General features: G+C 63.4%; 17 protein-coding genes and 1 pseudogene. 5 read left to right on the forward strand and 13 right to left on the reverse strand.

Annotation, left to right across the window (positions count from 1 at the left end):
- Positions 1-15: 15 nt before the first annotated feature.
- A complete protein-coding gene (locus IVB18_RS38180) occupies positions 16-606 on the reverse strand; it encodes a TetR/AcrR family transcriptional regulator (protein WP_247985405.1) in 591 nt (196 codons plus the stop codon).
- Positions 607-705: 99 nt separating this feature from the next.
- Between IVB18_RS38180 and IVB18_RS38185 the strand changes: the two genes are divergently transcribed.
- Positions 706-1,071 (forward strand): nuclear transport factor 2 family protein, encoded by a 366-nt coding sequence (locus IVB18_RS38185; protein WP_247985406.1) that lies wholly within the window; start codon positions 706-708, stop codon positions 1,069-1,071.
- Positions 1,072-1,445: 374 nt separating this feature from the next.
- Positions 1,446-3,407 carry an EAL domain-containing protein gene (locus IVB18_RS38190; RefSeq protein WP_247985407.1) on the forward strand — a complete coding sequence of 654 codons (1,962 nt, stop codon included), beginning with the start codon at positions 1,446-1,448 and terminating at the stop codon, positions 3,405-3,407.
- A gap of 107 nt (positions 3,408-3,514) precedes the next feature.
- Here IVB18_RS38190 and IVB18_RS38195 read toward each other — a convergent pair whose 3' ends face one another.
- From IVB18_RS38195 to pgm, 5 genes are all read right to left on the reverse strand, one after another.
- Positions 3,515-3,664, reverse strand: coding sequence for a hypothetical protein (locus IVB18_RS38195; RefSeq protein ID WP_247388580.1), 150 nt, complete (start codon positions 3,662-3,664; stop codon positions 3,515-3,517).
- Between the two features lie 379 nt (positions 3,665-4,043).
- Positions 4,044-5,024, reverse strand: coding sequence for a PDR/VanB family oxidoreductase (locus IVB18_RS38200; RefSeq protein ID WP_247985408.1), 981 nt, complete (start codon positions 5,022-5,024; stop codon positions 4,044-4,046).
- Between the two features lie 9 nt (positions 5,025-5,033).
- Positions 5,034-5,789 carry a GntR family transcriptional regulator gene (locus IVB18_RS38205; protein ID WP_247985409.1) on the reverse strand — a complete coding sequence of 252 codons (756 nt, stop codon included), beginning with the start codon at positions 5,787-5,789 and terminating at the stop codon, positions 5,034-5,036.
- Between the two features lie 5 nt (positions 5,790-5,794).
- Positions 5,795-6,844, reverse strand: a complete 1,050-nt coding sequence (locus IVB18_RS38210; protein WP_247985410.1) for an aromatic ring-hydroxylating dioxygenase subunit alpha — start codon at positions 6,842-6,844, stop codon at positions 5,795-5,797.
- Positions 6,845-7,136: 292 nt separating this feature from the next.
- The gene (gene pgm / locus IVB18_RS38215; RefSeq protein WP_247985411.1) at positions 7,137-8,783 is read right to left on the reverse strand and encodes a phosphoglucomutase (alpha-D-glucose-1,6-bisphosphate-dependent); all 1,647 of its coding nucleotides are present in this window, start codon (positions 8,781-8,783) and stop codon (positions 7,137-7,139) included.
- A gap of 146 nt (positions 8,784-8,929) precedes the next feature.
- Here pgm and IVB18_RS38220 point away from each other — a divergent pair, with 146 nt between their 5' ends.
- Entirely contained in the window at positions 8,930-10,075 is a 1,146-nt protein-coding gene (locus IVB18_RS38220) for a dienelactone hydrolase (protein ID WP_247985412.1), read from the forward strand.
- A gap of 82 nt (positions 10,076-10,157) precedes the next feature.
- Complete coding sequence (locus IVB18_RS38225; protein WP_247985413.1) at positions 10,158-10,961, forward strand: transglycosylase SLT domain-containing protein; 804 nt, start codon at positions 10,158-10,160, stop codon at positions 10,959-10,961.
- A gap of 305 nt (positions 10,962-11,266) precedes the next feature.
- On the opposite strand, the gene IVB18_RS38230 is transcribed toward IVB18_RS38225, so the two are convergent.
- Positions 11,267-12,082 (reverse strand): response regulator transcription factor, encoded by an 816-nt coding sequence (locus IVB18_RS38230; RefSeq protein ID WP_247985414.1) that lies wholly within the window; start codon positions 12,080-12,082, stop codon positions 11,267-11,269.
- 285 nt (positions 12,083-12,367) lie between these two features.
- On the opposite strand from IVB18_RS38230, the gene IVB18_RS38235 reads away from it, so the two are divergent.
- Entirely contained in the window at positions 12,368-13,549 is a 1,182-nt protein-coding gene (locus IVB18_RS38235; RefSeq protein ID WP_247985415.1) for an acyltransferase, read from the forward strand.
- Positions 13,550-13,573: 24 nt separating this feature from the next.
- Here IVB18_RS38235 and IVB18_RS38240 read toward each other — a convergent pair whose 3' ends face one another.
- The 6 genes and pseudogenes from IVB18_RS38240 to IVB18_RS38260 all read right to left on the reverse strand — a co-directional run bounded on the left by IVB18_RS38240 (position 13,574) and on the right by IVB18_RS38260 (position 20,762).
- Positions 13,574-14,464, reverse strand: coding sequence for an aldose 1-epimerase family protein (locus tag IVB18_RS38240; protein WP_247985416.1), 891 nt, complete (start codon positions 14,462-14,464; stop codon positions 13,574-13,576).
- Between the two features lie 116 nt (positions 14,465-14,580).
- Positions 14,581-15,894, reverse strand: a pseudogene (locus IVB18_RS38245) (UDP-glucose/GDP-mannose dehydrogenase family protein).
- 145 nt (positions 15,895-16,039) lie between these two features.
- Positions 16,040-17,452, reverse strand: a complete 1,413-nt coding sequence (locus IVB18_RS38250) for a mannose-1-phosphate guanylyltransferase/mannose-6-phosphate isomerase (RefSeq protein WP_247985417.1) — start codon at positions 17,450-17,452, stop codon at positions 16,040-16,042.
- Positions 17,453-17,475: 23 nt separating this feature from the next.
- A complete protein-coding gene (locus IVB18_RS38255) occupies positions 17,476-18,495 on the reverse strand; it encodes an NAD-dependent epimerase/dehydratase family protein (RefSeq protein ID WP_247985418.1) in 1,020 nt (339 codons plus the stop codon).
- Between the two features lie 877 nt (positions 18,496-19,372).
- Positions 19,373-19,507 carry a hypothetical protein gene (locus tag IVB18_RS51740; RefSeq protein ID WP_256476575.1) on the reverse strand — a complete coding sequence of 45 codons (135 nt, stop codon included), beginning with the start codon at positions 19,505-19,507 and terminating at the stop codon, positions 19,373-19,375.
- 61 nt (positions 19,508-19,568) lie between these two features.
- Positions 19,569-20,762 (reverse strand): acyltransferase, encoded by a 1,194-nt coding sequence (locus tag IVB18_RS38260; protein WP_247985419.1) that lies wholly within the window; start codon positions 20,760-20,762, stop codon positions 19,569-19,571.
- Positions 20,763-20,985: the final 223 nt, after the last annotated feature.

The raw sequence follows: 20,985 nt of genomic DNA on the forward strand, positions 1-20,985 counted from the left end.
GTGGACTGCGCATAATCATTCGCGCAGGCGCAGCGCCTCGACCAGCGACTTGAACGCACGGGCATATTCCGTTCCCGCCCTTGCGATATCCGCGCGTCCGGCGCAGGCAACCGCGGCCTCCGTCACCGCGCCGAGCAGCAGCCGCGCCAGCGGCTCGACCGGCTGCCGTGCGATCAGGCCCGCGTCCATTGCGGCAGCAATCGCGCGCGGCAGCTTGCCGCCGAAATGCTGCGCGTCGATCTCGCGCCAGCGCTCCCAGCCGAGCACGGCCGGGCCGTCGCGCAGGATGATCTGGCCGGTCGGGCCTTTGGCAGTCGCGGCAAAATAATGCTGGGTGCCGGCGACCATTGCGGCCAGCACGTCCTTCTCGGCCCGCGCGGTGCTGTCGATCTCGGCAACGAGGTCGTGCGAGACCTGGTCGAACACCGCTTCGAACACCGCTTCCTTGGTCTTGAAGTGATGGTAGACCGCGCCCTTGGCGACGCCGGCGGCCTCGGCGATCTCATCCATCGTCGTCGCGGCAAATCCTTGCGTCCCGAACAGGCGGCGCGCCGCCGTCAGGATCGCCTCCGAGGTCGCAGCCCGCCGCTCCGCCTGTTTCGCCATGTGTCTGCTCTAGTCGAAACGGATGAGGGCGGCCAGTTGACTTTTCGACTATCGGTCGGTATTTACCGACTATCAGTCGGTTTTATCGAGAGGTGCGCCATGCCGAGCCGTGATATCGTCGAAGCCTTTGCACAGCGGCTGGAGGCTGGAGATTTCGTCGGCGCGATCGAGCAGTTCTATACGCCCGACGCCGCCACCTTTGAGAACAGCGCCGCGCCGACGGTCGGGCGTGACAAGCTCGTCGCCAAGGAGCGCGGCGTGCTCGCGGCGTCCAAGGAGGTCAGAGCCGTTCGCATCGGACCGAGCCTGATCGAAGGCGACACTGTCGCCACGCGCTGGACCTTCAGCTTCACCAACGCCGAAGGAACTATCCGCACGCTGGAAGAGATTGCGTGGCAGACCTGGCACGGCGACAAGCTGATCGAAGAACGATTCTATTACGACCCGAAGCAGCTGGGACGGTGACCGTGCCGCGATCACCCGCGGCAATCGCATTTGAACATTTCACAAGTGGTCGTCATGCCCGGGCTTGTCCTGGCTTGTCCCGGGCATCCACGGTGTCGCGGGGCAAGGCGTGGATGGCCGGAACAAGCCCGGCCATGACGCTGTGGAAGCTTCAGCACCTCAAGCTCTTCAGCCATATGCGATAGGCCTGCCGCGACCACGGTAACGCCGGCGGCGCGCATTTGTATCGATTTGTTATCGATAGTACGGCTCGGACACGCAGAAGTGGTCGCGGAGACGCTGGCCGGCAGGGATAATTCATATTTCGTCAAAGGTTTGCGGCGAATTCTCCGTTCCGAGCCGGACGAACGGCCGATGCTGCTGCGGGCTCTGGAATGCGGACCCAACTAACCTCCTATCTCGCGCGGCTGTTCGCCGGCGATCTGTCCGCCTTTGGCGGACCCGCAACCGACGAAGCCGTCGCCGGCCATATCCGCGCCGAACAGATGTCGCTCGTGCTCGGCTATTCCGTCGGCATCATGCTCGCCAATGCCTGCAACGCCGCCGTGCTCGCCATCGCGCTGTGGCATTCGCCGGACTGGAAGCTGGCGTTGATCTGGGCAGTCATCGTGGCGAGCGCTGCGATCGCATTTGGCCTGCAATCCCACGCCTCGCGCCGCATCACAAAACCGCAATTCGTCTCGCGGCGGGCGATGCATCGGCTGGCGCGCAATGCCTTCATTCTCGGTGCCGTCTGGAGCATCGTTCCGGTCGCCTTCTTCGCGAATGCTTCGACCGGCGGCCAGCTCGTCATCACCTGCCTCTGCTCGGGCATGCTGGCCGGCGGCGCGCTCGCGTTCGCCACGATCCCGATCGCGGCCATCGCCTTCACGGCCCCCCTTTTCGTCGGCATCGCCATCTGCCTCGGCCGGGACGGCGATCCGGCCTATGTGCTGATGGCCATCCTGGTGGTGGTCTACGGGACCGTGCTGCTGCGTGCCGTGTTCGTCAATTCGTTCTCGTTCGCGCGGCGCGTGATCCGGCAGATCGAGGCCGAGCGCACGGTCCGGCAAGACCCGCTGACGCAACTGCCCAACCGCTTCGCCTTCAACGAGACGCTCGATTCCGCGCTGAAGCGACTGGCTCTATCCGGCGAGGAATTCGCGGTGCTTCTGCTCGACCTCGATCGTTTCAAGGAGGTCAACGACAAGTTCGGCCACCCGGCCGGCGACGAATTCCTGGTCCAGGTCGCAAGCCGGCTGCAACGCTGCACCCGCGCGGCCGAGCACGTCGCGCGCATCGGCGGCGACGAGTTCGCGCTGGTGATGGCCAATCTGGCGCGGCCGGAGGATGCGCTCGAAATCGCCGAGCGCTTCGTCGCGGCTTTTGCCGAGCCGTTCCCGATCGAGGGCCGCCAGATCGCCGGCGCGACCAGCGTCGGCATCGTGCTGGCGCCGCGGGACGGCAACACGCCGCTCGACGTCATGAAGAATGCCGACGCCGCACTCTATCGCGCCAAGAAGGCTGGGCCGGGCACGGTCTGCTTCTTCGAGGAAGCCGACGACCGCTCGTCCCGCGATCGCAAGGCGCTGCAATCGGACCTGGCGGGTGCCATCGCGCGTGACGAGCTGTTCCTGGTGTTCCAGCCGTTCCTCGATCTCGGCGACAACCGGATCACCGGCTTCGAGGCGCTGCTGCGCTGGCAGCACCCGCAACGCGGATTGATTCCGCCCAGCGAATTCATTCCGATTGCGGAGGAGACCGGGCTGATCCACGAGATCGGCGAATGGGTGATCCGGCGCGCCTGCGCGACGCTGGCGGACTGGCCGGAGGAAATCCGCGTCGCCGTGAATTTCTCCGCCGCGCAGTTTCACAACAACGGCATCCTTCAGATCATCGTGCAGGCGCTTGCAGACGCGAAGATCGCCCCACACCGGCTCGAGATCGAGATCACGGAATCGATGCTGCTGTCGAAATACGGCTCGGCCGCGTCGGTCCTGAATGCACTGCTGCAGCTCGGCGTCACGGTGGCGCTCGACGATTTCGGGACGGGCTTCTCGTCGCTGACTTACCTGCGCAAGCTGCCGTTCAGCCGTATCAAGATCGACCAGTCCTTCATCCGCGACATGCTGGTGCAGCCGGACTGCGCCGCGATCGTGAAGTCGGTGATCTCGCTCGCGCGAGACCTGCGCATCGGCGTGGTCGCGGAAGGCGTCGAGACCGCCGACCAGCTCGAATATCTGCGCCAGACCCAGTGCGACGAAGTGCAGGGCTATCTCATCGGCCGGCCGGTGCCGGCCGAGCAGGTTCTGGCGCTGCTCGACCCGAAGAAACGTCGGGCGACCTACGCGGCGTAGGGCCTGTACTCATAAACACGGCTTCGGAGGGTAAAGCGGAAGTCGCCCCGCTTGGTCGTCATCGACGGCTTATGACCCTGATTGCGCGGTCGCCCCTAACTCCTGCCCTACTGGGCTTGATCGTAGGCCTGCAGGATCCGGACAAAATCAGCCATGCTGGATCGATCTCGGTTTTCAGCCATAGCCGCAACCTGAGTATTGGACGCGGGTTGGCTGCCCTGCCAGAACCGCATTAGGAGATCGGCGATGTTTCTCATGGCGTACTCTCTGCACCAACTGTGGCAGTAAGCATCAGTTGAGCGGCAAAGCGCCGCTAGATCGGGAGAAGGGCCGGCGGGCGTTACGCCGCCGGCCTTGTCCCGCAACTGCCGGCTCGCAGGGCCGGTTCCGTTGCTTTTTCACTCTGGATGTATTGGTAACACCAGCCCTTGGTCGCCGCCATCGCGCGCAGGTATGAAGTGACCATACTTAGGTAGGCTTGGACCAGTGAATCGGGATCAGTCGACCAAGTGTCGTTTGATCGCAGATGGGTTGGCGACTTCCGTTGGAGGCCCAAGGCCGACATGCGGCCACGTCGGCTTTAAGGTTGCCTTTAAGAGCGGACATGCCGAATTTATGAGTCCACGCCTCGTTTGGTCAGACCGCGTCCACCCGCAGCAGCGTGTCCACGGTGATGATGCCACGGGCGCGCGAGACGCAGGCGCAGATCTTCTGGTTGCTCTCCTTCTGATGGTCGCTGAAGAAGACGTCGCGATGGTCGATCTCGCCCTCGACCTCGACCACATCGATGGCGCACAGGCCGCACTCGCCGCGCTTGCAGTCGAACATCACCTCATGGCCGGCGGCGTTGAGCACGTCCAGCATCGAGCGCTCGCGGGGGATTTCGATCTCGACGCCGGAGTCCTTCAAGCGCACGCGAAACATTTCGGTGGGCAGCGATCCGCTCGAACCAAAGGTCTCGTAGCGGAGGTCGGTGAGCGGATGGCCGGCACCGATCCAGGCGTGGCGCGCGGCATCCAGCATCCGCATCGGGCCGCAGAACAGCGTCAGTGCGCCCCGCGGCAATGACGCGAACAGCGCGTCGAGGTCGAGCCGGCGGCCTTCGTCGCCAGCATGAACGACCAGGCGTTGGCCGAGCATGGCAGCGAGCTCGTCGAGATAGGCGGCCTCGCCGCGCGAGCGCACGGCATAATGCAGCGTGACATCAGCGCCGCGTCGCGCCAGCGCTTGCGCGGCGCCGAGGATCGGCGTGATGCCGATGCCGCCGGCGATCAGGCAATAGTTTTCACGCGTCCAGTCGACCGCGAGCAACGACGACGGTTGCGTGATATCGAGCCGCGCACCTGGCGCGAGCTGCCACATGTAGCGCGAGCCACCGCGGGAATCCTCGGCGCGGCGCACCGCGATCCGCAAGCCACGCGACGAGACCTCGCCGACCAGCGAATAGGACCGCGTCTCGGGCTGGCCGTTGATGGTCACGGTCACGTTGATATGACTGCCGAGCGCATAAGCAGCGCCATCGAACTGATCCGGCTTGATCAGGAACTCACGGATGCCGGGCGCGAGATCGCGCGTTTCAAGCAGCGTAGCCGGAGTCCAGGTTTCGATGAATCGCATGGCACTCCCCTATTCGGTTGCCGCGAAGCTGATCCGCGCCAGCGCCGGCAGCAGGTCGAGATGGGTGCGGTTGCGCAGCGCGAGCCGCAAATTGCGCACGGCGAGCCGCGCATGCTCGCGCATCACGGCCTCGGCACGGGCGCCTTCGCGGTTCTCGATCGCGTCGATCACGACACGATGGTGTTCCTGTCCGATGATCAAAATCTGCTGCGCCTCGGGCAGCGCGGATTGCGCCATCACGAAGCCGCTTGGCGAGGCGAACGGCAGCGCCGAGGCGCGGTCGATCTGCCGGATCAAGGGCGGGCTGCGCGACAATTCCGTGAGCAGCGCATGGAAACGCGCGTTCAGCGTGACATAGGACGAGAACGCATCGACCGAGATCGGCACCTGGCGCAGCAACTCGTCGATCGCGGCCAGACACTCCTTCAACGGCTCGAGCTCGCGTGCGGAGACACCGCGCTCGGCGGCGAAGCGCGCGGCGAGGCCTTCCAGCGTGCCGCGCAGCTCGATGGAATCGGAGATGTCGCGCTCGGAGAACGCTTTCACCATGAAGCCTCCGGAGGGGATCGCCTCCAGCAGGCCTTCCTCCTCCAGCCGCACCAGCGCCATGCGCACCGGCGTGCGCGAGGCGCCGGTCGTCTCCACCGCCTGCAGCTCGGAGATGCGCTCGCCCGGACGCAACGAGCCGGACAGAATCTGATCGCGCAGCGCAAGCTGCGCCTTCACGGTCTGCGAGACGGAGCGGTCGACCTCGCGCTCGGCCATATCAACTACTCCGCGGCCTGGAGGTGCTGCGGCGGGTTTTCCTTGGCCACCATCTTGTCGATCAGCTTGCGCGTCCACATCGCGCCGGCGTCGATGTTGAGGTTGTAGAAGACGCGATCGGGATTCTCGTCCATCGCGCGCTGCTGCGCCTCGAGGATCAGTTCGTCCTCGTGGAAGATGCCGGAGACGCCTTCGCGGATCTCGGTGGTGATGCGCTGCTCACCAAGGCGGTAATTACGGACGAAAGCCCAGAAATAGCGGCAGGTCTTTTCGGTCTCGGGCGTGATGGTGTTGAGCACGAAGCCGTTGACACCCTGCGAGCGGTCGCCTTCCGGCGCGCCGGTGCCGGTCGGCGCCACGCCGACATCGATCGCGATCGTACACGGCGCCTCGAAGCGGATGATCTGCCAGCGGTCGACCAGGCCGGGCTTGCCGAGCTGCTTGGCCCAGAACGGCGGCGCCTCGATGCCGCGCATCCAGCGCGCCACCGTCACTGTCTTCTCGCCATGGGTGACGTCGAAGGGCGCTTCGGCGACCGCATCATTGCCGATGGAGGAGCCGTGCACGAAGGTCTCGTGGGTCAGGTCCATGAGATTGTCGAGCACGAGGCGGTAGTCGCAATTGACGCGGATGGTCTTGCCGTCGCCGGCCCAGGCGGGATCGTGATTCCAGTGCATGTCGGGCACCAGCGCAGGATCGGCGAGCGCGGGGTCGCCCATCCAGAGCCAGATGTAGCGGTGACGCTCGACCACGGGATAGGCGCGGACGCAGGCCGACGGGTTGATGGTCTCCTGCGAGGGCATGAAGGTACAGCGTCCTTGCGAATTGTACTTCAGGCCGTGATAGCCGCAGACGACCGTGTCGCCTTCGAGCCGGCCCTTGGACAGCGGCACCAGGCGGTGCCAGCAGGCGTCCTCAAGCGCGGTCACGCTGCCATCGGCCTTGCGGTACATCACGACGTGCTTGCCGCAGATCGTCCGCGGCATCAGCGCCGGCTTGACGTCGGCGTCCCAAGCGGCGGCGTACCAGGCGTTCATGGGGAAGGGTTTTGTCACCGGTCTCACTCCCAAGGTTTATGAATACGTTATGTATACAATAACTGGGAGGCCGAATGATTCAAGGCGGAAATATGCTTACCTAATTACCATTAGCCATGATTAGGTATACAGGATGCGTATTTCGGGAACGACGCCCCGCAAACTCGTCATGCCCGGGGCTTGTCCCGGGCATCCCACGCTCTTCGTGCAGCACCAAAGACGTGGATGGCCGGGACAAGCCCGGCCATGACGGTGCGGCAACGTCCGCGCGACAGCGCGCTCCCGGGGTAAGCGCCACCCGCCTCGGCAGTTACGCCCCGAACACCTTCGCCAGCCCCACCTGGGCTTCCCGCTGAATCCGCTTCAGGTGCTCGGTGCTGCGGAAACTCTCGGCGTAGATCTTGTAGACGTCCTCCGTTCCGGAGGGGCGCGCGGCGAACCAGCCGAAGTCGGTCTCGACCTTGATGCCGCCGAAGGGCTGGCCGTTGCCGGGCGCCTTGCTGAGTGTTGCACGGACGGGGTCGCCGGCGAGATCCTTGAGGCCGAGCTGCTCGGGCGTGACGGACTTGAGGATGTTCTTCTGGGGCACGGTCGCGGCGACGTCGATACGTGCGTAATGGGGCACGCCGAGTTCGGCGGTGAGGTCGCCGAACAGCTGGCTCGGATCGCGGCCAGTCTTGGCCATGATCTCCGCGGCGAGCAAGCCGAGGATGATGCCGTCCTTGTCGGTGGTCCACACCGTGCCGTCGCGGCGCAGGAACGAGGCCCCTGCACTCTCCTCGCCGCCGAAGCCGAAGCCGCCGCCAACGAGGCCATCGACGAACCATTTGAAGCCGACCGGCGTCTCGACCAGCTTGCGGCCGAGCTTCTTGGCGACGCGGTCGATGATGGAGCTCGACACCACCGTCTTGCCGATCGCGGCGTCCTTGCCCCAGTTCGGACGATGCGCGAACAGGTACGCAATCGCGGTCGCGAGATAGTGGTTCGGATTCATCAATCCGTTCGTGCGCGTCACGATGCCATGGCGGTCGGCGTCGGTGTCGTTGGCGAACGCGACGTCGAAGCGGTCGCGCATGCCGATCAGGCTCGCCATCGCGTAGGGCGAGGAGCAGTCCATGCGGATCTTGCCATCCCAGTCGACCGTCATGAAGCGGAAGGTCGGATCGATCGCCTCGTTCACCACCGTGGCCTTCAGACCGTAGCGTTCGATGATCGGATGCCAGTAATGCACGGCGGCGCCGCCGAGCGGATCGATGCCGATATTGATGCCGGCGGACTTGACGAGATCGAGATCGACCACGTTGCCGAGATCGGCGACATAGGGCGTGATGAAGTCATAGGCATGGACGGTCGCCGACTTGCGCGCCTTGGCATAGTCCATGCGTACGACGCCTTTCAGCCCATCGGCGAGATAGGCGTTGGCCCACTTCTCGACGACGCCGGTCACATCGGTATCGGCCGGCCCGCCATGCGGCGGATTGTATTTGTAGCCGCCATCCTCCGGCGGATTGTGCGAGGGCGTGACCACGACGCCGTCGGCGAGGCCCGATGTGCGGCCTTTGTTGTAGGTGAGGATGGCGTGCGAGATCACCGGCGTCGGCGTGTAGCCGCCGTCGCGGTCGATCATGATGTCGACGCCGTTGGCCGCAAAGACCTCGACGGCGCTGACCAGCGCCGGTTCGGCCAGCGCGTGGGTGTCGATGCCGATGAACAGCGGGCCGGTCAGCCCCTTTTCCCTTCTGTAGTCACAAATTGCCTGCGTGGTCGCGAGAATGTGGCCCTCGTTGAAGCTGTTCTTCAGCGAGGTGCCGCGGTGGCCGGAGGTGCCGAACGCCACCCGTTGCGCGGGGACCACCGCATCCGGCCTGTTGGCGAAATAGGCCGTCACGAGCCGCGGAATGTTGGTGAGTGCGTCCGGCGAGACCTGCTTGCCCGCCGCGGGATGAACATCAGCCACTGGAAATATCCTCGTCCTGTCGCAGAGATTGCGGATTACCATAGCATCGGCCGGGCCGCCGCCAACCCACAACACGCGCGATGGGCAAGCCGTTCCCCAAGCGGCCATGCTATAGTCGGCGGCATCGAAGCCCTTCGAATCGTCTCATGGTTCTTCCGCGCAAGCTGCTGCTTCTGCTGATCGCCTGGCTTGCCTTCGCCGGCACGTCGTCGCTTGCCTTGGCCGCGGAATTTTACACCGAGGATCTTCGCAGCCCGATGGCGGAGGCCGGGCCGCAGGGGCTGGAGGCGTTTCTGGTCCGCCCGGCTGCGCCGAAGCGCTATCCGCTCGCGCTGCTCAGCCACGGCTCGCCGCGCAGCTTCGACGACCGGGCGACGATGTCCGCGCACAAATATTACGGCATCGCGCTCGAATACGCCCGGCGCGGCTTTGCCGCGCTGATCGTGATGCGGCGCGGTTACGGCACTTCACCCGGCGGTCGCGTCGACAGCGTCGGTGCTTGCGCAACTGCCGCTTACCTGCCGGCGGCGGCGGTCGCGGTCGCGGATTTGCGCGCCGCGATCGATGCGATGGCACGGCGAAGCGACGTCACGACGACAGGCATGATCGCGGCCGGCCATTCCGCCGGCGGGCTCGCCACCGTCGCGCTGAGCGCGCAGGCGCTGCCAGGACTCGTCGCCGCGATCAACTTTGCCGGCGGTCGCGGCTCGCGGGACGATGACGATGTCTGCAATCCGGATGGGCTGGCGCAGGCCTTCGCCAGCTTCGGCAGGACCTCGCGGGTGCCGATGCTCTGGGTCTACGCGACCAACGATTTGTTCTTCGGCCCTGATTTGGCGCGCCGCTTCTATGACGGGTTTCGCGCGGGCGGCGGCAGCGCGAAATTCATCGCGGCACCGCCTTACGGCGAGGACGGCCATTATCTCTATTCAGTGGTGGGCCGGCCGCAATGGACGCCGTTCGTCGACGCGTTCCTGCGCGAGCGCTCCCTCGGCGGCCGCGACATCCTGAGCCCGCCCGATCCGCTGCCACCGCCAAGCCAGCTCAATGAGGCCGCGAGAGGCGAGTTCATGCGCTATCTCGCCAGCACGATGCCGCACAAGGCCTTTGCGGTGTCGCCCAATGGCGGTTACGGCTGGCGTTCGGGGCGCACAACGGTCGACGACGCCCAGCGCGATTCGCTCGCGGCCTGCATGAAATGGTCGCCCGCCTGCACGCTCTATGCGCTCGACGACCGGCTGACCGGGGCTGCGCAACAGAGCTCGACTGATCAGAGTGCCCGCGCGCGGTAGACGGCTCACCTCCCGACCTCGGCCGCCCGCAACCACCGCTCGGCAAATCGGTTGTTAACTCGCAAGATATATGACGTACCTCATGTTGTGGGATCCGGCACGCCTTAACCTCAACGCGACGTGGAGGCACGTTGCGGTCGTCGCGCTTTGGTTGGCATCGATGTGCGTGCATGCACGAGACAACCCTGCAAACGAAGCCGAGACGACCTCGGCAATTGCCGGTCACGATACAGACTTCGGCGCCGGAGAGACGCCGACATCCCGAGCCGCGATCCGAGACATCATCGAAAGTGAAACTGCCAAGGCCGATCTGCCTGCGGACATTGCAGAGGCCGTCGTCTTTGTCGAAAGCGGATACAACCCGACCATCATCGGCAGCGCCGGCGAAGTCGGCCTCATGCAGGTGCGGCCCGAAACGGCTGCGATGCTCGGCTTTCGAGGAAATGGCGCAGAACTCGTGGAACCGGCCACCAATATCCACTATGGTGTGCTTTATCTCAGCCGCGCATGGCGCCTCGCAGGCGGGGACCTCTGTCGCGCTCTGATGAAGTATCGGGCAGGCCATGGCGAGGAGTCGATGACTCCGCGTTCGCAAGTCTATTGCAATCGCGCCCGCAACCGTCTTCTCGCCATGAACTCGGCAGCCGGGCGAACTGAAGCTGCGGCTATCCCAGCCTCAGCATCGGCCCCAACGGCGTTAGCGGTTGCGCCGGCGACGAAATCAGCCCGCAATCAGAAAGCGGAGACTAAGCCTAAGGAGGTTTATGCGCGCTACCGTCAAGGTACGACAGCAGCAAGCCGAGCATACTGGGCTGCGCATGAGGCCCGGATCGGCCTCATCAAGGCGCGCATCGAAGCGAAGTGGAGACGAGTTGCATCACGTTGAACCATCGTTGGCCGCAAGCAAGCCGATTAACGCCTGACGAACCCGTCAGCGTCGATCGAAAGGTGCTCGCCGCCCCCTCCTTGTTCTCGGACATATCCATTGGACGAATAGCTATTTTTGAGCCCGAACCGGAATAGAGATCATGCACAATAGTTTGAGAGTCTTGTTCGCAATCTCCGCAACCGCCGCCTTGGCCCTGTCGGCGTTCCTCGCCATTCGGTTCGTCGTCGGTTTCAACGGCTGAACCAAACGGTGCAAGGGAGCATCGCTTGCGCGGCGAACTGCGTCAGCTCAGGTACACGCGCCTAAAGCCGCTCGCTGAGTGCGAGCTTGTAGCCGACGCCGGTGACGGTCGCGATCACCGGCGAACCGCTGCCGACCAGCTTGCGGCGCAGCCGCGCCACCAGCGCATCGACGGTGCGGATGTCGACCTCGGCCTGACGGTTGCTGACGACCTCGATCAGATAGTCGCGGCTGAGCGGACGGCCGTCGGCGCCGACGAGGGCGGCGAGCAGATCGAACTCGGCGCGCGTCAATGCCACGGGCTTGCCGTCGCTGCCGAGCAATTCGCGCCGCGTCAGGTCGATGATCCAGTCGCCGAAGGCGATTGAATTGTGGTGGCGTGCCACCTTGCGGTCGAGCGAGCGCCGCCGCAATACGCTGCGCGCACGCGCGAGCAGGTCGCGCAGATTGATCGGCTTGGTGACATAGTGGTCGCCGGCGATCTCGAGGCCGAGGATGCGATCGACGTCGGTGTCGCGGCGGGTCACGAAGATGATGCCCGCGTTGCTGGTCGCCTGGATTTCCTTGGCGAGCTCGAAACCGTCGCCGTCGGGCAATTGCACGTCGAGGAAGACGAGATCGGTGCGTGCGCGCAGCGCCTGGCGGCACTCCGCGCAGGAGCCGGCGCCAACCACGTCGAAATTGTTCTCGCTGAAATAGCCGACCAGCATCGTCCGCGTCACCGGATCGTCTTCGACGACCATCAGCCGCTCGCGGCCGACGGGACGCACTTCCTGAAATGCGGAATCAGCCACGATCTTGGATGTCCTGTGTGCTTGTGATCCGACCTGGAAATTCAGGTCGCCGAGCGATGCGCCGTCATGTGAACGAACATTCACGACTTGTTCGACCCCCCGAATAGCCTGCTGGAATACTAGGCGCGTTGTGATGCCCAAACAATAATGGTCACGTTATTGACGTATTAAGTATGAATTGCCCCACACTTCTCATCTAGCATATCGACATCCCGGAAACGGGCCCCGAAGGCGTCGAGAACCGCACATCGCGGCGCGGATTCAACCGCTGGTTAACGTAAACAAAGTCTTCGGCTTCGGGATCCGCGCTTGCACCCTTATGGTCCTGCTTCGCAAGGCGAGACGATTGCGAAAGCACGGAGCAATGTGATGCAGGGGCAGGCCCGGTTGGCTGCCGGTCGAACCGATAGCGGCGCAACCACGCCCTTCGGCCGTTCGCACACCCTCGATTTCCTGCGCGGTCTTGCCATCGCCGGCGTGATGGCGATCCACGTCTCGCAGTCGTTTCCGTCGGGCATCCGGGCGATCGATTTCAGCTTCATGTGCGGCTGGGTCGGCGTCAACGTGTTCTACTTCGTCAGCGCAATGACGATGTGCCTGATGTGGACGCAGCGCGCGACGGAAACGAACCCGACGCGCAAATTCTACATCCGGCGGTTCCTGCGCATTGCGCCGCTGTTCTGGCTCGCGATCCCGTTCTACCTGCTCGTCAAGGGCACCGGCCCGAGCTACGACGCGCCCAACGGAATCGGGCCCTTGCAGGTGTTCCTGACCGCCACGTTCCTGCACGGCTTCTGGCCGGACAGCATCAACAGCGTCGTGCCGGGCGACTGGTCGATCGCCGCGGAGATGACGTTTTATCTCATCTTCCCATTCGTGATCATATCCTTCGGATCGCGCCGGAACCTCTATCTCGCGCTCGCGATGGTCCTGCATCTCATCAATGTCTGCATCTTCAAGCCGTGGGCTTACGAGGCCTTCCTGGGCTATTACGGGCCCGGCAACGAAGTGTTCGTCTGGGGCACTCTTCATCTGAGCTTCCTGAATCAGCTCCCGGTCTTCCTGACCGGCTGCGCGTTGTTCTTTTCGCTCCGCGACGGCTTCACGAAATCCGATTCCGCGATGTTCGCGGGCTTCATCGCGCTCTCCTTCGTCACCAACCGGGTGACCGGAGCGCACGAGTTCAACTATCTCATGATCAACCTCGTGATCGGCGCCCTCGTCGTCGGCTGCATCCGCTTCTCGGCCCACTGGCGGCCGCTCGAGGCGCTGGGCCGCAACTCGTACTCCATGTATCTCTCGCATTTCGCCGTGATCTGGGGCTTGCGCACGATTTGGCCGCTGGCGGATGGGCTGAACTCGCTGCTGCTGGCCTATGCGCTGACCGCGGCTCTCAGCTATCTCGTATCACTTGCGTCCTGGCACCTCATCGAGCGGCGCGCACAGGATCTCGCGCACCGCCTGTCCTCTTCAGCGACCAAGACCGCGGCGCGCACAGACGCCGTGACCGCGGCAAGTGTCGTCCTGAACGGCCGCAGCGCCGGCGCTTGAATCGTCCGCTGAGGCCGTTTGGCGTCAGGACGATCCGACCTCGATCCGGTAAGACAATTGCTCTTCCGCACCGGGCGCGATGTGCATCAGGCCCGGCTTGTCGCTGAACTCGCCATCGAAGCCGGCGGGGCTTGCATAACCACGCCAGGGCTCGATGCAGAGGAACGGCGCGCCCGACGGCTTTGACCAGATACCGAGTTCGCGAAAGCCGCGCCATGACATTTTGAGCCAAGGCCCGGTGGGTGCGCTGTGCCCGGCCGCGTACCGAACCGAGCTGCTGTTGATGCGGTCGAAGATGATGGCGTCATCGGTGAACAGGGACTCGGACAAGGGCAGCACCGTGCCCCTGACCGGACTCTGCTCCGTTGCCGCGCGCAGCAACCCGCCGTCGAGACGGCGAACGGGAAATGACTCCGCATTCGCGAAGGTCAGCGCGTAGCTTTCCTTCGGCAGTTCCGGCTGGAGCGGCCAGTTGAAGGCAGGGTGACCGCCGAGCGACGCCGGCAAGGTCTCCCCGCCGGTGTTGGCGATCGTGAGCGCCAGGTCGAGACCGGCGTCATCGAGCGTATAGGTTGCGGTCACCCGGAACGTGAACGGATAGAGCGCGCGCGTCGCCTCACTCTCGCCTAGCATCAGCGCGCAGCGGCTTTCGCCGCGCTCCGCCCACACAAAGCGGTTGTCGCGCGCAAAGCCGTGCTGGGTCAGCCGGTACGTCTTGCCGCGGTGCCGCAGCTCGTCGTTGGCGAGGCGCCCCACGATCGGAAACAACAGCGGCGCATGGCGTGGCCAGGCCGGCCCCGTCTGCCAGATGAATTCGAGGCCGGCATCATGCTTGAGCGAGCACAGCTCGGCGCCTTGCGCCTTGATGGTCGCGGTGAGGCGGCCGCTGCGGATCGTGTGCGTGTCGTCGGTCATGACCATCCCCATGGCGGCAGCAGCAGCCCTGTTTGAGCGGACCATAGCGCACATTGAAGAATGCTGCGCTCGCCTCGGGACAGGGCGAGCGCGAAGTTGCGGAGCTCAGCCTACCCTTAGGCCTGAGACGACCGCCCGATGCTCTCATAGACGAAACCGGCGGCGGCCATCTCTTCGGGGCGATAGATGTTACGGAGGTCGACGATGATCGGCTGCGCCATCTCCGCTTTCAAGCGGTCGAGATCGAGTGCACGAAACTGCACCCATTCGGTAACGATGACCAGCGCATCGGCGCCTTGCGCGCAGGAATAAGCATCCTCGCAATAGGTGATGCTGGGCAGCTCCTGCTTGGCCTGCTCCATGCCGACGGGATCGAAGGCTCGTACCTTGGCGCCCATGTCAAGCCGGCCGGTGACGAGCGGGATCGACGGCGCATCGCGCATGTCGTCGGTGTCGGGCTTGAAGGTGAGGCCGAGCACCGCGATAGTCTTGCCGCGCAGCGAGCCGCCCAGCGCCCGACTCACTTTCCGCGCCATCGCGCGCTTGCGGTTCTCGTTGACGGCCAGCACGGATTCGACGATGCGCAGGCTGACATCATAGTCCTGCGCGATCTTGATCAGCGCCTTGGTGTCCTTCGGGAAGCACGAGCCGCCGAAGCCCGGGCGGCATGCAGGAATTTTGTGCCGATGCGGTTGTCCAGGCCAATGCCGCGCGCGACCTCCTGGACGTTGGCGCCGACTTTCTCGGCAAGGTCGGCGATCTCATTGATGAAGGTGATCTTGGTGGCGAGGAATGCGTTCGCGGCGTATTTGATCATCTCGGCGGTGCGACGCTCCGTGAACATCAGTGGCGCCTGGTTCAGCGACAGCGGCCGATAGACGTCGCCCATCACCTTGCGGCCGCGCTCGTCGGAGGTGCCGACCACGACACGATCGGGATATTTGAAGTCGCGGATCGCGGCGCCCTCGCGCAGGAATTCGGGATTGGAGGCGACCACGACGTCGGCCTTGGGATTGGTCTCGCGAATGATGCGCTCAACCTCGTCGCCGGTGCCGACCGGAACGGTCGATTTCGTCACCACGACAGTGAAGCCGGACAGCGATTGCGCGATCTCGCGCGCGGCGGCGTAGACGTAGGAAAAGATCGGTGTGACCGTCGCCGCGACGCGACGGCGTACCGACCGCGATGAAGACGGCGTCGGCGTCCGCCACCGGCTTCGACAGATCCGTGGTGAAGTCCAGCCGCTTGGCCTTGACGTTGGTCGCGACAAGCTCGTCGAGCCCCGGCTCGTAGATCGGGATCTCGCCGCGATGGAGTGCCGCGATCTTCTTCTCGTCCTTGTCGACGCAGGTGACGTCGTGACCGAAATCCGCAAAGCAGGCTCCGGACACCAGTCCCACATAGCCCGTGCCGATCATTGCGATTCGCATGAAAAACTCTTTCCGTTGACGACGGATGTCCCGCTGAACATCCTAGACCATTTCTCTATCCGGCCGCACGCCCAACATTAGGGCAGGTTGCTGCGCGGGCCGAATGAACCTTCACCGCGCGTTCCAGATACGGCTCGAAAGCCTTTCAGGAGCGCTGATAGTCGTCTTCAATCCGGATGATGTCGTCTTCCCCGAGATAGCTGCCGGTCTGGACCTCGATCAGCTCCAGCATGATCTTGCCGGGGTTCTCCATCCGGTGCACCGCGCCCATCGGGATGTAGATCGACTCGTTCTCGTGCACCGTCTTCACGGTCTCGTTGACGGTGACCCGGGCAGCGCCGCGGACCACGATCCAGTGCTCGGCCCGATGATGGTGCTTCTGGAGCGACAGTCGCCCGCCGGGCTTGACCACGATGCGCTTGACCTGATGACGCTCGCCATTGTCGACCGATTGGTAACTGCCCCAGGGCCGATGCACCTTGAGATGCTCCTCGGTGACTTTCGGGGCAACCGCCTTGAGCTTGGTTACGAGGCGCTTCAGGCCGTTGGCATCCTTCTGGCGCGAGACCAGCACCGCATCGGCGGTCGCGACCACGACGAGATCGTCGACGCCTTCGAGCGCGACCAGCGCGGAATCGGTGGTGACGTTGCAGTTGCGCGAATCTTCGAACACCGCGGCGCCGTGTGCGGCGTTGCCTTGCGCGTCCTTCTCCGACAGCTCCCACACTGCAAGCCAGGAGCCGACATCGGACCAGCCGCAAGCCACCGGCACCACCGCGGCGCGCGATGTCTTCTCCATCACCGCATAGTCGATCGAAATCGCCTTGGCCGAGCCGAACGCCTGCGGCTCCAGCGTCACGAAGCCGAGATCGCGGCCGGCATTGGCGACCGCATCGGAGATCGCCTCCACGCTCGCAGCGTCGACCCTGCGGTATTCGTCGAGCAGCAATGCGGCCGGGAACATGAAGTTGCCGCTGTTCCAGAGATAGCCGGAGTTGACGTAGTCGGCAGCCTTCACGGCGTCAGGCTTCTCGACGAAGCGCGCGACCGCATGCACCTCGCCGGTGATCACCTCGCCCGGGCTGATATAGCCGTATTCGGTTGCCGGCCGCTCCGGCTTGACGCCGAAGGTGACGATGCGCCCGGCACTCGCGGCCGTGAGGCCTTCGCGGCAGGCGGCGACGAAGGCGGCATTGTCCTGCACCACATGGTCGGCGGCGAGCGCGAGCACGATCGCGTCGGCGGCGCGGTTCTGCGCGAACACCGCGCCCGCAGCGATCGCGGGCCCGGAGTCGCGCCGCATCGGTTCGAGGATCACGTCGGCCTCGATGCCGATCTCGGCCAGCTGCTCCAGCACCATGAAACGGTAGGATGCATTGGTGATGACGATCGGACGATCGAACAGCGCGCTATCCGAGACGCGCAGCAGCGTGTCCTGGAAGGTCGAGCGGGTGCCGAACAGCGGCAGGAATTGCTTGGGCCGCACCTCGCGCGAGGCCGGCCACAGCCGTGTGCCGGCACCGCCGCACATGATCAGGGGGATTATCTTTTGAGACACGTGCGAGCTACTCATGTGAGGGGTTATACATGGTGATACCGTCGATACCATTCGACGAAGCGGCCTAGACCGTCCGCGAGCGGCATCGATGGCGCGAAGCCGACGTCGCGCTGGAGGGCGAGAATGTCGGCGCGCGTCTCCAGGACCTCACCGGCCTGCATCGGCAGAAGCTTGCGGATCGCCGGCTTGCCGATGATCTGCTCCAGCGTCTCGACGAATTCGATCAGATTGACCGACCTGTTGTTGCCGATGTTGTAGACGCGATATGGCGCGTAACTCGTCGAGCACTCGGGCCGCTCGGCGTCCCATTCGGGATTCGGCGCCGCAGGCCGGTCGAGCGTGCGGATCACCCCTTCGACGATGTCGTCGACATAGGTGAAGTCGCGCCACATATTGCCATTATTGAAAATATTGATCGGCTCATTCGCGAAGATCGCGCGCGTGAACAGATAGGCGGCCATGTCCGGGCGGCCCCATGGTCCGTAGACGGTGAAGAAACGAAGACCGGTCACCGGAAGCCCATGAACATGGGCAAACGCATGGGCCATGAGCTCGTTGGCCTGCTTGCTCGCCGCATAAAGGCTGACCGGATGGTTCACCGAGTGCTCGGTCGAGTACGGCAAGGTGCGGTTGGCGCCATACACCGAACTCGACGAGGCGTAGACAAGATGCGCCACACCGTGGCGCCGCCCGGCTTCGAGCACAGTGACAAAGCCGTCACAATTGGCGCGGATGCTGGTGATGGGATCGTCGATCGACGCACGCACCCCCGGTTGAGCCGCAAGGTGAACAACGCGATCGGGCGAGACCTCGTCGAAAACGCGCGCCACCGCGGCAAAGTCTGCGAGGTCGATCTCGGAGAAGCTGAAGCCAGGACGGTGCTTCAGCGTTTCGAGCCGCGCACGTTTCAAGGCCGGATCGTAATATGGCGTGAATGAGTCGATACCGACGACCTGTTCGCCACGCGCCAACAGCCGTTCACAAACGTGCATTCCGATAAAGCCGGCGGCACCGGTAACGATCACTGGCCGTAAAGTTGTCATCTCGTTCATTCCGCCAAGCAATGCCCGACCAGGACAGGAGAGGCAAGGTCGCGACGATCACGACAATCATCAAACCAAGCGGGTACATCTAAGCGCATCGAAATGTGTAGGAAACATGATGGCGCCATGCTTTGGCGCATGCTATCCGGCTGCCAGCACGCTCGGACCATAGCGTCACATGTGCTACACGTCATAGATCGTATATTCGGCGCGGTAAGGCGGTCACGGAAAAATTGGCTTCATTCTGCACACGAATGTGAGTAGATCTACTTAAAGATGTATATCATTTTAATACTCCCTCTCAATCTAGCTGCATCATCGGGCTTGAGTTGATCATCGCGCGAATTGCACGATCGCGGCGGGCCATGGCGCGAGCTTCATAACGGTCCAGCCTAGCGAGCTCGGGCAGCGCTCGGCGTACAGCCTCGGCCGAGCCTTCGGCCTCGTCAGAGGACATCCTCGCCAACGGATCTGGTGGTGTCGGTCGCGGGGGCAAAGATTTGGTTCGAAGGGCGAACTTGACATAGCCCAATTCTTCTTTCCTTGAGGTGAAGATCGGCGGCGGGTCGGCCGATCCCAGCGCCGATGCGTGCTTTATCAGTTGTGTTTTGACCTGGCGGACACACGGGCGAGATCAAAGGCGGCGATCGCGCGGCGCGAGCCAACTCAAGGGCGATGCGGTCGTGCCGCGGGCCAGCGATTTGTTCGGCGAGCTCCTCGATCAGCCCGGCCTCCGCGGCGTTCGCTCGGAACGGTACGGATAGCCCATGCCTCAGAGCGTTTTTGCTGACGCGTCTCTTGCCGCCGCGCGAGGGCGGCCCGGTTCTCTTGCGTGCATTCCGCCGATTGGCTGCCATCTGGCTTTCGCTCGCCATAGTCACCCTACCTGCTGACGAGCATCAAGCTGCGCGAGCGAAGGCTGATCCGCCGCGCGCTCCGCCGCGGATCGGACCCGAATAGCAAACGCGTCGCGATAGCTCGAAATGGCGCCAAAAGCGCGCAGCGTGAACAAGGGCGCGTCCCTGACCCGATATGCCGCTCGGATCGCCACGTGTCCCAAGAGCAAAGGTCTTTCAGGACGATGAAACGGCCTTAGCGTCGGCGTGATCACGAACGGACGCCTGTTCGCCCGCGCGCTCGTTAGACTTGGAGTTGCGCAACAAGAACAGAGCTCTCCAATCGCACCGGTGGCCAAACTCAATATAGCGATAGCTCAAAGCGCTCAGCGCGATCACTATTGCGAGATACGGCAATGACAATCGAAGCGTGTCTTTCAACGAAGAAGTATCCGGCGGGATCATTTCGACCATGATGATCGAATGCCATGCATAGATGCTGTAACACATGCATCCGACGACTTGAATTGCCCATGCTTCGAATACACGATTTGCCGACCATGCCCCGCACAGCACCGCAAGCAACACCATGGAAAACCCGGCGCAAAATATCGCCGTATAGAGAATGCTCACGGCCCAGGGGCCGTGATCCTTGAGAAATATGGCGGCAATCATCAGCAGCCCCCCGGGCAGCAGCCCACGCGAATGGAATTGCCTGAGCGAGGCGCTGTCCCTGGACTTGACATAAAGATCGCAAACCAACATTCCGAAAATGAATTGGTAGCACGACCCGAAGATGCCGCCCACAAACGGGCGAAATATACCGATCCGATCGACCGCGATAAGATTTCCGGCCACCACGAAGGCTGAGCAGACGACCACGCTCAACAGCGCCAGCCTTTCGAGGCTCCACCGCGCGATCAGAAGCATCAGCAGCGGAAACAAAAGGCTAAACCAGATTTCAACACCGACGGACCACAACACGGGATTGGACGGGGGCATAAACCCGTGCGGCGCAAAAATGAAAAGTGTCGATAGGAGTCCGCCAAGCTCCATATACCAGCCGTGCGATCCAGCGGGAGACTTGGCATGGAGTGCAACCGTCACGAGGACGACGATATAGTAAAGCGGAAGCAACCGGGCAGCGCGATGCCAATAGAAATCCGGGAAGTCCGCCAGCCGATTGATAGATTTCTTTTTCGTGCGATAGGGAAGGTACAGAACGAATCCAGAGAGCACAAAAAAGATATTTACGCCCAAGAAGCCGCGCTTCGCGATAACGGCAAGGAGACCATTGGGATCGAGCTCGCCGGGAAACGATGGCGTACTGGATGTGAACGGAACAAACAGATGAAAGACGATCACCATCATAATGGCGAGTCCACGAAGGCCGTTGACGGCCCCGATCTTCTGTGCGCCGCTTTCTGCCATGGCGGCGGAACCTGGAGATTGTAATAACAAGATAGGCTATCTCAACATTTCGTGGTTTGCTACTTGCGATACTGGCCAGATTGAACCGCCTGTCAATCGACAGCGCTACCACATCATTCATCAGGACAGATACTGAACGAGCGCGGCCAGGACGGACACGCGAACAACGTGCCTTCAAATAGTCAATTACGGGATATAGAGGCAGCAGGCTTGCTTTGGGGCG

The sequence above is a fragment of the Bradyrhizobium sp. 186 genome, assembly GCF_023101685.1.
Taxonomy (GTDB): Bacteria; Pseudomonadota; Alphaproteobacteria; order Rhizobiales; family Xanthobacteraceae; genus Bradyrhizobium.